This is a genomic window from Lelliottia sp. RD5 (assembly GCF_056032945.1).
In genome coordinates this window covers 282236-296101 of the sequence record NZ_JBVYHQ010000003.1, presented here as the reverse complement: position 1 = coordinate 296101, position 13866 = coordinate 282236, and the positions used below count along the sequence as shown (strand labels likewise).

The following is a 13866-nucleotide window of genomic DNA, read 5'->3' as shown; positions in this document are numbered from 1 at the left end:
CCTGAAATTAGCGTGGCGGCATGCCAACGCTGGCAATTTCGTCTTCCGTTAACGGGCGATATTCACCGGGTTCAAGATCCGGATCGAGGGCAATCTCACCAATACGTTCACGATGCAGGCCAACCACACGGTTACCCACGGCGGCGAACATCCGCTTCACCTGGTGGTAGCGCCCTTCGCTGATGGTCAAACGCACTTCGGTAGGCGTAATAACCTCAAGCACTGCGGGCCTGGTGAGATCTTTTTCATTATGCAGCTGAACGCCTTTGGTGAATTGTTCAGCCGTGTCATCCGCGACCGGCGACTCAAGCGTAACCAGATAGGTTTTTTCACAGTGGTGGCGCGGAGACGTAATTCGGTGCGACCATTGACCATCATCGGTCATCAGCACCAGACCGGTCGTATCAATATCCAGACGCCCCGCCGCATGAAGTTTGTGCGCGACCGGCTCTTCAAGGAAATAAAGCACCGTCGGGTGATCAGGGTCATCCGTCGAACAGACGTAGCCTTGCGGCTTATTGAGCATAAAATAGCGTGAGCCGATTTGCTGGGTCAGCGTGTTACCGTCGAACTCTACGTCATGTTCCGGGAGGAGTTTGAACGCGCTGTCTCTCACAATATCGCCGTCCACGGTAACGCGGCTGGCGCGAATTTCACGTCCGGCAATAGCGCGGCTGACGCTGAGTTGCTGAGCGATAAATTTATCAAGTCGCATGAAATCTAATTAGCCTTAAAGGTGCAGGAAGTCGGACAACATGTCCGAAAAAGAAGCAGTCAAGAACTGTCCAGTATAGCGGCCTATCTGCGCCACTCAAGGGAAAAAGTTTCGTGGCATACTAATGCGAGAGAACCAAAACGAGAACCTATGACTTTTACACTTCGCCCCTATCAGCAGGAAGCCGTTGACGCGACGCTCGCCTGGTTTCGCAAACACAAAGAGCCGGCTGCGATTGTCCTGCCCACCGGCGCAGGAAAAAGCCTGGTCATCGCTGAGCTGGCGCGACTGGCGCGTGGCCGCGTGCTGGTGCTGGCGCACGTCAAAGAGCTGGTCGCACAGAATCACGCTAAATACCTGGCGTTGGGTCTGGAGGCGGACATTTTCGCTGCCGGACTCAAACGTAAAGAGAGCCACGGCAAGGTCGTTTTTGGAAGCGTTCAGTCGGTGGCGCGCAATCTTGAGCTGTTCCGCAGCGAGTTCTCTCTGTTGATTATTGATGAGTGCCATCGCATCAGCGATGACAACGACAGCCAGTATCAGCAGATTCTGACGCACCTGAAGGAAGTGAATCCGCAGGTGCGTTTACTGGGGCTGACCGCTACCCCCTTTCGTCTGGGCAAAGGCTGGATTTATCAGTTTCATTATCACGGTATGGTGCGTGGCGATGATAAAGCGCTGTTTCGCGATTGCATCTATGAACTGCCGCTGCGCTACATGATCAAACACGGCTATCTGACGCCACCTGAACGTCTGGATATGCCCGTCGTACAGTATGATTTCAGCCGCTTACAGGCGCAAAGCAATGGGCTGTTTAGCGAAGCGGACATGAATCTGGAGCTGAAAAAGCAGCAGCGCATTACGCCACATATCATCAGCCAAATTGAAGAGTTTGCTCAGACACGCAAAGGCGTGATGATTTTCGCCGCCACCGTGGAGCATGCCCGCGAAATCACCGGTTTGCTACCGAAAAACGACGCCGCGTTGATTACCGGTGAAACACCCAGCCCGGAACGCGATACGCTCATCGAGGCCTTTAAAGCGCAGCAGTTCCGCTACCTAGTGAACGTATCGGTATTGACCACCGGATTTGATGCGCCACACGTCGATTTGATTGCGATTCTGCGCCCCACTGAATCCGTCAGCTTGTATCAGCAAATCGTCGGGCGCGGATTACGGCTGGCCCCCGGAAAAACTGACTGCCTGATTCTCGATTACGCCGGTAATCCGCACGACCTGTATTCGCCCGAAGTGGGCACGCCAAAAGGCAAAAGCGGCAATGTTCCGGTACAAGTTTTTTGCCCGGCCTGCGGTTTTGCCAACACCTTTTGGGGAAAAATGACCGCTGAGGGCACGCTTGTTGAGCATTTTGGCCGCCGCTGTCAGGGCTGGTTTGAGGACGACGAAGGCCATCGCGAACAGTGCGATTTTCGCTTCCGCTTCAAAAACTGTCCGCAGTGCAACGCTGAAAATGATATCGCCGCACGACGATGTCGGGAATGTGACACCGTTTTGGTCGACCCTGATGACATGCTGAAAGCCGCGCTGAAGCTCAAAGATGCGCTGGTATTGCGCTGCTCCGGTATGGCGCTGCAACCCGGTGCAGATGACAAAGGCGAGTGGCTGAAAATAACCTATTACGACGAAGACGGCGCGGACGTCAGCGAACGTTTCCGGCTGCACACGCCCGCTCAGCGCACGGCGTTCGAACAGCTGTTTATCCGCCCGCATACCCGAACGCCTGGCGTGCCGTTGCGCTGGATTACCGTCGCGGATATCGTCCACCAGCAGGCGTTTTTGCGCCATCCTGATTTTGTTGTCGCCCGTAAAAAAGGCCAGTTCTGGCAGGTGCGTGAGAAAGTGTTCGACTACGAAGGACGTTTCCGCCGGGCCAATGAATTGCGGGGTTAAAGGGACTTTTGATTGATGTAAAGTGCGTTTGAGTATAAAATGCCGCCCGCTTCACATCCGTGAGGCAGAACACTTACCTGCTGCTGGGTCGCCTGTAGCAGGACTTATTTACAGAGAGAAATCAATGTTCACTATCAATGCAGAAGTACGTGCAGTGCAGGGTAAGGGTGCGAGCCGCCGCCTGCGCGCAGCTAACAAGTTCCCGGCTATCATTTATGGTGGCGAAGCCGCTCCAGTTGCTATCGAACTGGAACAGGATAAAGTCTGGAACCAGCAGACCAAAGAAGGGTTCTACACTGAAGTTCTGACTATCGTTATCGATGGTAAAGAAGAAAAAGTGAAAGTTCAGGCTGTTCAGCGTCACCCGTTCAAGCCAAAACTGTCTCACGTCGACTTCGTTCGCGCTTAATCGCCAACAGGTTGAGAAAAAACCCCGCGCTGCGGGGTTTTTTTATGGCGGCTATTTACCGCCTGACGTACGACGCTGCAGCTGATCGCGCAGATTCGGTGGCGTCCCTTTGATGGTCAGCGTGTCGGTTGCGGGATCCCAGAAGATGCGCTCACCCAGCAGCATGGCGTCAAAATTGACGGTTAACCCGCCGCCGCTGCCGGCAAATTTGGTTAACTGACGCAGCGTACTGCGATCTGCCGGGAAACTCTCCTCCAGCTCATAGCCTTTATCAGCCGTAAATTCCTGGAAGCTGACTTCGCTAACGCCCGCTAACTCTTTCGACAGCGATTCAAGCTCAATCTCTTCGCCGGCCTGCAACTGCTCGCTGCAATAGCTGTAAACCTGCTGACGCACGTTCTGGCGCTCAGATTTATCAAGTTGTGCCTCTGCGGTGAAATCATCCAGCGCCTGTAACAACCCTTTGTTCTGCGCTTTCGCGTTCAGGCCTTCGCTGGCACCGAGGAAGTCCATAAAGAAGTCTGACACTTTGCGCCCGACACGTCCTTTCAGGAACGTCAGGTAGCGCGTGGATTCCGGGTTGGTTTCCCATTCGGTTAAATCAATACGCGCCACAATATCGGCATGATTGATATCCAGATAGTGCGTGGAGCTGATGTCGAGCTGCTCATTCACACGCATACTGCTCAGATTGTTCAGCACGGTGACCAGCAAATAGTCCACCGCCAGATAACGGTACTGGCAGAACAGCACGATACCGCCATCCGCAAACGGATATTTCGCCAGTTCGTCGCGCAGACGCCCTGTCGCCGCCCGGCTAAACGCCAGGAAATCCTCTTCGCCCTGCCGCTGTAAACGCAAGCTTTGCGCCAGCTCGCTCTCTTCGTTGAACATGCCATAGGCTTTATTTTTGGCACTGTAAACACGGTGTAATTCCGCCATCATTTCCGTAACGGTAGGCGTTGGTTCCAGTAACGAATCGCGCAGCACCAGCTCAAGGGTTTGCTCATCACGCTTGATAAGCTGGTGCAACGCAATCTGGTTGATATCCAGACTCATGATAAACTCTCCTTTTAGACCGGGCGGTATTCAATCACCCCCTTCGGATCTGTGCAACAGAAGAACGGCAGATAAAAAAGGGGAAAAAAAGCTGTTGCTACGGTAATATGTTGCCCTTTCATCAACAAACTGATTTCGATTTATGCCACAACATTCCCGCTATAGTGATGAACACGTTGAACACCTGCTCAGTGAGCTGGCCAACGTACTTGAAAAAAACAAAACGCCGACCGATCTTTCTCTGATGGTTTTGGGAAATATGGTCACCAACCTTATCAATACCAGCGTTGCTCCGGCTCAACGTCAGGCGATCGCAAAATCATTCGCCCAGGCTTTGCAGTCCTCGGTGAGCAACGATCAGGCGCACTAAGGGAAACGAACAACAGTTTATGGTGACGAATCGTCAGCGCTACCGCGAAAAAGTCTCCCAGATGGTTAGCTGGGGGCACTGGTTTGCCTTGTTCAACATTTTGTTGGGCATGGTGCTGGGCAGCCGTTATCTGTTCGTGGCCGACTGGCCGACGACGCTAACCGGGCGTGTATACTCCTGGATAAGCGTGGTTGGGCATTTTAGCTTTTTAGTGTTCGCCACGTACCTGCTGATTCTTTTCCCTCTGACGTTTATCGTCATGTCGCAGCGGCTGATGCGGTTTTTATCCGCGATCCTTGCCACTGCGGGCATGACGCTGCTGCTTATCGACAGCGAAGTCTTCACACGTTTCCACCTGCATCTCAATCCCATCGTCTGGGAACTGGTGATTAACCCCGACCAGAACGAAACCGCACGTGACTGGCAGCTGATGTTTATCAGCGTGCCCATTATTCTGCTGATTGAGATGCTGTTTGCCACATGGAGCTGGCAAAAACTCCGTAGCCTGACGCGTCGGCGTCACTACGCCAAACCTGTCGCCGCGCTATTTTTCGTGGCGTTTATCAGCTCGCATGTGATGTACATTTGGGCTGATGCCAACTTCTATCGCCCTATTACCATGCAGCGCGCCAACTTGCCGCTTTCCTATCCGATGACGGCGCGTCGCTTCCTTGAAAAACACGGGCTGCTTGATGCGCAGGAATATCAGCGTCGTCTGGTCGAGCAAGGCAATCCAGAGGCCGTATCGGTACAGTATCCTCTGAGTGATTTGCGCTATCGCGATATGGGACAAGGCCAGAACGTCTTGCTCATTACCGTCGACGGTCTCAATTATTCTCGCTATGAGAAACAGATGCCCGCGCTGGCTGAATTCGCCGAGCAGAACATTAACTTTACGCAACATATGAGCGCCGGGAATAGCACCGATGCAGGCATTTTCGGTCTGTTCTATGGCATTTCTGCGGGTTATATGGACGGTGTGTTGTCTTCCCGTACGCCAGCGGCACTGATTACCTCTCTTAATCAGCAGGGTTATCAACTGGGGCTGTTCTCATCGGACGGTTTCAGCAGCCCGCTTTATCGCCAGGCGTTGTTATCCGACTTCTCGCTGCCTGCTGCGCAGAGTCAGTCCGACGAAAAAACGGCGGATCAGTGGATGAACTGGCTGAATCGCTATGCGCAGGAAGATAACCGCTGGTTCTCCTGGGTTGCGTTTAACGGCACGACGCTGGATGACAGCAATCAGAAAGGCTTTACCCGACGTTACAGCCGTGCGGCGGGTGATGTCGACGCGCAGATCGCGCGCGTCATTAGCGCACTCCGTGAATCCGGCAAACTGGATAATACCGTGGTGATCATTACCGCAGGCCACGGTGTGCCGCTGGGTGATGAGACAAAAGAAATGGACTGGTCGCGCCCTAACCTGCACGTCCCGCTGGTTGTTCACTGGCCGGGCACACCTGCACAACGCATCAGCATGTTGACCGATCATAAAGATATTATGACGACGTTGATGCAGCGGTTGCTGCACGTCAGCACACCGGCGAATGAGTACTCGCAGGGGCAGGATATTTTCAGCGCAACGCGTCGCCACAACTGGGTGACGGCAGCCAACGGAAATACTCTGGCAGTGACGACGCCAGCAATAACCTTAGTGCTCAGCAGCAACGGTAATTACCAGACGTATAATCTGCAGGGCGAGAAAATACATGACCAGAAACCGCAGTTGAGTCTGCTCCTTCAGGTGCTGACTGACGAGAAACGGTTTATCGCTAACTGATTAAAAATGAGTCAGTTAGCGTGACGCAGACTTGCATTCATTCTGCAAAAGGTTAGTATAAATTTCTACGGTAACGGCACGTAGCGCAGCCTGGTAGCGCATCGTCATGGGGTGGCGAGGGTCGAGAGTTCAAATCTCTCCGTGCCGACCAAAATTACGACATAAAAAAACCAACCGCTCAGGGTTGGTTTTTTTATGTCTAATGACTTATTTCTTATCACTGCCCCCGAGGAAAAATATCCCCAACGGAATGGCAAGAAGAACCGTAAAGACCAGGCTGTAGACAAAGATCATCGCCGATTGCAGCACGAACATGCTGGTGGTCCACTGCGAAAGCGGAATGTTGTATTGTTCGATCACCCCGACAATGGTCGCCCGACCCACGCACGTCGCGGCAATCATAAACACAACGAAAAGTGCCACTAAAAATTTTCTGCCCTCGGGCGTATTAAGCTTAGCGCGAACCATCATGTCTCTCTTCCCTTCACAGATGAATAACAATATTTGCTGCTAACCCTAACACGTTCACCCCTTTCGTTCCATATCAGCATTTACAGCCACAAAAAGACAAAATCACCAGGCACATATACTGCTTAATATGAAAATATGAGTAAATAATATCAACCTTCACATTTTGCTATGCTAGCCTTGTACCGATCGTTTGACATACAAGGAATGACTGTGAAAAACGCACCTAAATTTGCTATTGCCCTTCTCGCCGCTGCCTGCATGAACACCAGCGCGTTCGCCAGTGAGACGCCGAAAAATGAGCCGCTGGAAAAAATCGCCCCGTGGCCGCAGGCCGACAAAGGGATGAAGCGACAGGTTATCCAGCTCCCTGCTCAGGATGATGAGTCCGGTTACAAGGTTGAATTGCTGATTGGCCAGAATCTGGAAGTAGACTGCAACCAGCATCGTCTTGGCGGCAAACTGGAAAGCAAAACGCTGGAAGGCTGGGGCTATGACTATTACGTCTTCGATAACGTCACCTCTCCGGTATCTACTATGATGGCTTGTCCGGAAAACACGAAAACGCAGAAGTTTGTGACGGCGTATCTGGGTGATAATAGTCTGCTGCGTTATAACAGCAAGCTACCGATCGTGGTGTATACGCCTGAGAATATCGACGTGAAATATCGGGTCTGGAAAGCGGAAGAGAAAATCGAAAACGCGGTCGTGCGTTAAAAATAAAGCCGGGTATCGATACCCGGCTTTTTTATACTCAGAGTGCGATATCCGCGACCGGTTTAGAGTCCGGCTGAGGTTTTAACTGCGGTTGCGCTTGTGGCGCAGCAACAGCCGTTTGCGGTTTTTCGTACTTGAGCTGCAGAACGCGGCTGGTGAACTCCAGCTCTTGTTCTGTCGCTGCCACATTACCGTTCAGCTTGGTGCCGTAAGACGGAATAATGGTTTTCAGTTTCGCCTGCCATTCCGGGCTGGCAACTTTATCTTTAAACACTTTTTCCATCAAATGCAGCATGATAGGCGCGGCCGTTGATGCGCCCGGAGAGGCACCCAGCAGTGCCGCAATTGTGCCGTCTTTATCACTCACCACTTCCGTGCCAAGACGCAATACGCCGCCTTCTTGCGGGTCACGCTTGATGATTTGCACGCGCTGACCAGCCTGCCATAAGCGCCAGTCCTCTTTTTTCGCCTGCGGATAGTATTCTTTCAGTGCCGCAAAACGATCGTCATCGGAAAGCATCACCTGACTCATCAGGTACTTCACCAGATCGAAGTTATCCATGCCCACATCCACCATCGGCATGAAGTTAGACGTGGTGGTGGAGCTGAGCAGATCCCACAGCGAACCATTTTTCAGGAATTTGGTGGAGAAGGTGGCGAACGGCCCAAACAGCACCACGCGCTTACCGTCCAGCATACGGGTGTCGATATGTGGCACAGACATTGGCGGCGCACCGACAGAAGCCTGACCATACACTTTCGCCAGGTGACGATTCACTACTTCCGGATTGTCGGATACCAGGAATTGTCCGCCGACCGGGAAGCCCGCATAGTCGTCAGCTTCTGGAATACCGGTTTCCTGTAACAGTTTTAACGCTGCGCCACCCGCGCCGATAAAGACAAATTTCGCCTTAATGACGTGTTCTGCTTCGTTGTTCTTCAGATCGGCAACCGTCACGCTCCAGCTGTTATCCGCGTTACGCTTAAAGCCGCGCACTTCGGTGCTGAGTTGCAAATGGAAATCATCTTTTTTCTGCAAGGCACTAACCAGCTGACGCGTAATTTCGCCGTAGTTAACGTCGGTGCCGATTTCAGTACGTGTTGCTGCAACCTTCTGGTTTGGGTCGCGCCCTTCCATGACCAGCGGTGCCCACTCTTTGATCTGAGCATGATCTTCAGAGAACTTCATGCCACGGAACAGGCTGCTCTGCTGCAAAGCGGCGTAACGTGCGCGCAGGAAGTTTACGTTTTGATCGCCCCACACAAAGCTCATGTGCGGCACGGTGTTAATAAATGAGTGCGGGTCGTGCATCACGCCGCTGTTGACCTGATGTGACCAGAACTGGCGTGAAATCTGGAAGGCTTCGTTGATCTCAACGGCCTTCTCGATACTAATGGAACCGTCCTTTTTCTGCGGTGTGTAGTTCAGTTCCATGAGTGCCGAGTGCCCCGTGCCGGCGTTATTCCAACCGTTCGAGCTTTCTTTTGCCACGCCATCGAGGCGTTCAACCATGGTCATTGACCAGTCCGGCTGTAATTCTTGCAGATACGTTCCCAGAGTGGCGCTCATGATACCGCCGCCAATTAAAAGGACATCCGTTTCCTGCTCTTTCGGCGCATCGGCCATCGCGGTCATGGAGACAGCGTTCAGCCCCACCGCCATAGAGAAGAGCATGGCAGTCATTTTTTTCATCATTTATGCCTTACTTGTTGTCTTGGTTTGTACGTGGAATTGCAGGTGAAATAAGCTGCGGGGCAACGGTATCAATTATCAACTCGCGTTTAAAGGTTACGAAATTATTGTAATTGTGAAATTTAATGATGGAATGTTTATAAGGGTATTATTTTGCCGACTGGCAAAACGCGTCTTTTCTGGCTACTATGCTGCACTTTGTGATCGCGCGCACGGAAGCCTGCCCTAACCTGCGAATTTTATGTCAATACCACACTCCTCTACCCTGACGCCTGATGATGGCCGCGTTGCGAACGTCCTGCGTTCACCGAAACTGTTCATGCGTGAAACCTTAGCGGGCGTTATTACGGCGCTGGCCCTGATACCTGAAGTGATCTCCTTTTCCGTGGTCGCGGGCGTTGACCCGAAAGTCAGTCTGATTGCGTCAGTGGTGCTGTGTCTGGCGCTTTCCGTAATGGGCGGTCGTCCGGCGATGGTCACTGCCGCAGCCGGTTCCGTTGCGTTAGTCATCGGCCCGATGGTGGCTCAGCATGGCGTGCAGTACATTTTGCCTGCCGTGATCCTGGCCGGGATCATTCAAATTCTGTTTGGCGTTCTCGGTATGGCGCGCCTGATGCGATTTATTCCGCAGCCCGTGATGACCGGGTTTGTTAATGCCCTCGGGGTGCTGATTTTCTTTGCGCAGGTTCCCCATTTCTGGACCAAAAGCCCGCTGATTGTCGGCCTGTTTGTGCTGACGCTCCTGATCGTTCTGTGGGTGCCGCGCTTTATTAAAAGCGTTCCGTCGCCGCTGATTGCGATTGTCCTCCTGACGCTGTTCACCGTGTTCAGTGGACAAATTCTGCCGACCGTGGGGGACGAAGGCTCCATGAGCGGTGGCCTGCCGGGCTTTACCCAGTTGCTGGTGCCGTTAAATCTGCAAACGCTGAGCATAATCTGGCCGTGCGCATTGAGTATCGCGTTCGTCGGTCTGATGGAGTCGTTACTGACGGCAAAACTGGTGGATGAGCTGACCGCGACGCCTTCGAGTAAACGCCGGGAAAGTATTGGCCTTGGCGTGGCGAACATCATGTCTGGCTTTTACGGGGGGATTGCCGGATGCGCGATGATTGGACAAACCATCGTTAACGTCGAGATGGGCAAAGGCCGCAGCCGCGTTTCAACACTCGCCGCTGGGCTGGTGCTGCTCGTTCTGGTGACCGCCCTGAGTGAGGTTATGGCCAAAATCCCCATGGCGGTGCTTGCCGGGATTATGGCGATCGTCGCCTTTAAGACGTTTAACTGGCACAGCATTCAGCCGACTACGGTTAAAGGCGCACCGATTGCGGAAACGCTGGTGATGCTGGTGACCGTGGCTGCCACCGTTTATACGGGCAATCTGGCGATTGGCGTGGTGGGCGGGATCGTCATCATGGCGATCATTCCCGCCCGGTTAAAACTCAAGCGCGCGGCTACATCAGGAAAATCGTCGCCAACCCAAGGAAAATAAAGAACCCGCCGGTATCGGTAATGGCGGTGATCATTACGCTCGACCCCACTGCGGGGTCGCGCCCCAGTTTGGTCATCGTCAGAGGAATGATAACGCCCATCACGGCAGCCATCAGCAGATTGAGCACCATTGCCAGCGTCATCACGCCGCCGAGCGCCATGTCACCATAGAGCCACCAGGTGACACAGCCCATAATCCCGCCCCAGACCAGACCGTTAATCAGCGCAACACCCATCTCTCTAAAGATCAGGAAGCTGAAGTTCCCCGGCTGAATATGCTGCAGCGCCAGCGCGCGCACGATCATGGTGATAGTTTGGTTGCCCGTGTTCCCGCCGATTCCCGCGACAATGGGCATCAGGGAGGCCAGAGCCACGAGTTGCGAAATGGTATGTTCAAAACCGTCAATGACGCGCGAGGCAATAAACGCGGTGCATAAGTTTACCGCCAGCCACGCCCAGCGCGTTTTGACCGCTTTACTCACGGGCGCGTAGACATCTTCTTCCGCGCTCAAGCCCCCCATCGCACGCATGTCGTTATCGGTTTCTTCATAGACGACATCAACGATCTCATCGATGGTAACGCGACCCATCAATTTGCCCACCGAATCGACTACCGCGGCGCTGATCAGGTTGTCACGTTCAAAGGTTCGCGCTGCTTTTTCCGCGTCATCTTCCGGGGAGAAAATCATCGGCTGCGTTTCCATCACCTCGCTCACCTGACGCTGGCTGCCGTTCAGCAAAATGGTTTGCAGCGTCAGTTCACCCAGCAGAGTTTTATCTCGCGATGTCACGAACAGTTTATCGGTGTTCTGCGGCATCTTGCCTCGACGACGCAAAAAGCGCTGCACAGTTGCCAGCGTGACGTCCGGGCGAACCATAATCACCTCGAACTCCATGATCGCGCCGACGCTGTTTTTCGCGTAATTCATTACCTGGCGCACGCGCGCGCGCTCTTCCGCCGGCAGTGAAGCCAGCATGCGGCCCGTCAGGTTACGCGGCAGGTGTTGCACCAGATAGATCTGCTCGTCGATATCGAGCGTTTGCATGGCCTCGAGAATATCGCGGTCGCTCATATCCTCGATAAGATCGTCCCAGACGTTCTCTGACGCTTCCAGTAAGACTTGCCCACGTTCATTGACCTGCACCAGCCGCCATAATGCGTGGCGCTCTTCCGAAGGCAGCGCTTCCAGGGTATCGGCCAGATCCGGCGGAGGCAGATGAGCAACTAACGCCCCTACCTCAGCAATATCGTCGGCCAGCGTGCCGACGTCATATTGCTCAGCCAGGGTGAGTTTGCCCAATAGCGTCGATGTGACGGCTTTATCCGTGGTCAGGAGCCAGATGAGTCGGGCACGCTCCTGGTCGCGCAGCCTTGCGCTGTTTTTGTTTATGACAGACATCAATCATTAATCCATAAAATGAGTTGGCAGTAAGAATAGCGCGGGGATATGTAAATGATAATAAACAGAGGAAAAATAGGGGAAAAAAATGCGATTACGTAAATTTCCGCCCTCCCGGTGGATGAGAGGGCAGAAATGAAGGCATCTAACGTTTGCTAGGCGGTACGCGCGACCGCATCACGCGAGGCGGCATCGCGCTCATCACCCGTCAGTTCACTTAACTGACCGTCACGCATCTCGAGTAACCGGTCAGCGTGAATAAAGTAGTGATCGTCGTGGCTGATAGCAAAAATTGTCTTGCCCATCTCCTGCATCAGCGGCAACAGCACCTGATAGAACTCGCGGCGGAAATGCGGGTCCTGGTCAGCAGCCCATTCATCCAGCAGAATAATGTCGCGCTCTTCAGCTAACGCCAGCAGCAGCGCGACGCGTTTTTTCTGCCCTTTCGACAGCTTAAGGTTCAGGATTTTACCGTCCTGAAGCTCCAGCTTGTGCGACATCTTCAGCTGTTCAAGCCACTTCTCGACCAGTTCAGGATTAGCCTGTTTACCTTCCGTTCCTAACAGGTGATCAAAGAGCCACACGTCGGTAAAGACCGCTGAAAACAGCTTGCGATAGTCTTCCGGTTTTTGCGCGGAAATCGGTTTACCATCCAGCAAAATTTCACCCGACTGAGGTTGATACAACCCAGTCAGCAACATAGCCAACGTGGATTTTCCACTGCCATTGCCGCCAATCAGAAACAGCATCTCCCCGCGATTAATGGTCAGATTGACCGGACCTACCGCAAAATTATTGTCCTGGTAGCGGAACATGACGTTGCGCAGCTCCAGCGTTTTCCAGTCAGGGAACGCCTCAGGGCGCGGGAACTCAGGCCTGAAGGGGGCGAGAGCAAACTGATTGAGCTTTCTGAAAGCCACTTGTGCGCTAAGCAGCGTGGGCAGCGCGCCTACCGCAGACAGCAGCGGTGTACGCAGGAACAACAGCGTCAGCGAGTACGTCGCGGCCACGTTGGTATCCGCCCATCCCAGGCTGTTCGCCATCCAAAACACCAGACCAATCGCACCCAGCATCATGATGTTTGACCAGTTCACAGCGCTCAGATGGAACGTATCCGCGCGAACAATATGATGGCGGTACTCGCGGGCATCGGGAATGTAGAGATTATTGAAAATGTGTTCGGCGCGTTCACGATTAAGCGTGAGCTCTTTACGGCCTTCCAGCACCGTCTGATAATCGTTATACAGCTTGTCTTCGGTTTCGCGCAGCACGGCCATATGCTTGTAAACGCGCGCCACCAGCATGTAGCCGCCCCAGATAGTGACGACAATCCACAGCGCCGTTACGGCTAACATTTTTGTCGATAGCCAGGCAAGATAAGCCGCAGATCCGAAAGTGAGAATGATCCCCTGCACCAGTTCCGGTAAACGCACAAAAGCAATCGTAATCGCACGCACGTCGCTGGTCAGCCCGGCCAACAGTGACGCGCTGCCGAGCTGTTCAATGCGCTCAATCTGCGTGTCCAGAATACGTTTGATAAATTCACCGCGCAGGCGATAAACAAAGTGGTGTCCCAGCGTCGTGAGCGCCAGCTGCGACGCCAGCGTTACCGCCATCAGCAGCAGTAGCAGACTCAGAAATTCGGGAAGCACCGACAATGAGGTGTCGACCATTTCAATCAAACGCACGTTGATAAAGGCGATTAAGCCAATCCCCAGCGCGGCGCTGGCGAGGCTGAGCGCCATCACCGCGACAAATGGCCAACGGTACTGACGCCAGACGAGTAAAAGTAGTTGCATGCAAAGCAATCCGGGCAAGAAAAAACAGCCAGCAGTGTAAACTGCCCGACGCTCACA

At 53.4% G+C, this 13866-nt stretch carries 12 protein-coding genes and 1 tRNA gene; 7 read left to right on the top strand and 6 right to left on the bottom strand.

What is annotated here, in order from left to right; translation table 11 throughout:
* Nucleotides 1-7: 7 nt before the first annotated feature.
* A complete protein-coding gene (gene rsuA, locus AC0LWE_RS12355; protein ID WP_059179280.1) occupies nt 8-715 on the bottom strand; it encodes a 16S rRNA pseudouridine(516) synthase RsuA in 708 nt (235 codons plus the stop codon).
* Between the two features lie 150 nt (nt 716-865).
* Here rsuA and radD point away from each other — a divergent pair, with 150 nt between their 5' ends.
* Nucleotides 866-2626, top strand: a complete 1761-nt coding sequence (gene radD, locus AC0LWE_RS12350) for a DNA repair helicase RadD (RefSeq protein WP_219347545.1) — start codon at nt 866-868, stop codon at nt 2624-2626.
* 124 nt (nt 2627-2750) lie between these two features.
* Nucleotides 2751-3035 carry a 50S ribosomal protein L25 gene (gene rplY, locus AC0LWE_RS12345; protein ID WP_059179282.1) on the top strand — a complete coding sequence of 95 codons (285 nt, stop codon included), beginning with the start codon at nt 2751-2753 and terminating at the stop codon, nt 3033-3035.
* Nucleotides 3036-3086: 51 nt separating this feature from the next.
* Here the strand turns inward: rplY and yejK are convergent, their stop codons facing one another.
* Nucleotides 3087-4094, bottom strand: coding sequence for a nucleoid-associated protein YejK (gene yejK / locus AC0LWE_RS12340; protein WP_059179283.1), 1008 nt, complete (start codon nt 4092-4094; stop codon nt 3087-3089).
* Nucleotides 4095-4236: 142 nt separating this feature from the next.
* Here yejK and AC0LWE_RS12335 point away from each other — a divergent pair, with 142 nt between their 5' ends.
* The 3 genes from AC0LWE_RS12335 (at nt 4237) to AC0LWE_RS12325 (ending at nt 6395) form a co-directional block, all read left to right on the top strand.
* Entirely contained in the window at nt 4237-4464 is a 228-nt protein-coding gene (locus tag AC0LWE_RS12335; RefSeq protein WP_059179284.1) for a YejL family protein, read from the top strand.
* Between the two features lie 19 nt (nt 4465-4483).
* Complete coding sequence (yejM, locus tag AC0LWE_RS12330) at nt 4484-6244, top strand: LPS biosynthesis-modulating metalloenzyme YejM (protein ID WP_219347544.1); 1761 nt, start codon at nt 4484-4486, stop codon at nt 6242-6244.
* A gap of 74 nt (nt 6245-6318) precedes the next feature.
* A tRNA-Pro gene (locus tag AC0LWE_RS12325) sits at nt 6319-6395 on the top strand.
* A 56-nt stretch (nt 6396-6451) separates the two neighbouring features.
* On the opposite strand, the gene AC0LWE_RS12320 is transcribed toward AC0LWE_RS12325, so the two are convergent.
* A complete protein-coding gene (locus tag AC0LWE_RS12320; protein ID WP_059179497.1) occupies nt 6452-6712 on the bottom strand; it encodes a DUF2534 family protein in 261 nt (86 codons plus the stop codon).
* Between the two features lie 207 nt (nt 6713-6919).
* Between AC0LWE_RS12320 and eco the strand changes: the two genes are divergently transcribed.
* A complete protein-coding gene (gene eco, locus AC0LWE_RS12315) occupies nt 6920-7429 on the top strand; it encodes a serine protease inhibitor ecotin (RefSeq protein ID WP_202693211.1) in 510 nt (169 codons plus the stop codon).
* 37 nt (nt 7430-7466) lie between these two features.
* Here eco and mqo read toward each other — a convergent pair whose 3' ends face one another.
* A complete protein-coding gene (gene mqo, locus AC0LWE_RS12310; RefSeq protein ID WP_219347685.1) occupies nt 7467-9122 on the bottom strand; it encodes a malate dehydrogenase (quinone) in 1656 nt (551 codons plus the stop codon).
* Nucleotides 9123-9363: 241 nt separating this feature from the next.
* On the opposite strand from mqo, the gene AC0LWE_RS12305 reads away from it, so the two are divergent.
* Nucleotides 9364-10611, top strand: coding sequence for a SulP family inorganic anion transporter (locus AC0LWE_RS12305; RefSeq protein ID WP_219347543.1), 1248 nt, complete (start codon nt 9364-9366; stop codon nt 10609-10611).
* On the opposite strand, the gene mgtE is transcribed toward AC0LWE_RS12305, so the two are convergent.
* Nucleotides 10574-12010 carry a magnesium transporter gene (gene mgtE, locus AC0LWE_RS12300; RefSeq protein WP_202665733.1) on the bottom strand — a complete coding sequence of 479 codons (1437 nt, stop codon included), beginning with the start codon at nt 12008-12010 and terminating at the stop codon, nt 10574-10576. The genes AC0LWE_RS12305 and mgtE overlap by 38 nt on opposite strands.
* 155 nt (nt 12011-12165) lie before the next feature.
* Nucleotides 12166-13809 carry a multidrug ABC transporter permease/ATP-binding protein gene (locus AC0LWE_RS12295; protein ID WP_131488890.1) on the bottom strand — a complete coding sequence of 548 codons (1644 nt, stop codon included), beginning with the start codon at nt 13807-13809 and terminating at the stop codon, nt 12166-12168.
* Nucleotides 13810-13866: the final 57 nt, after the last annotated feature.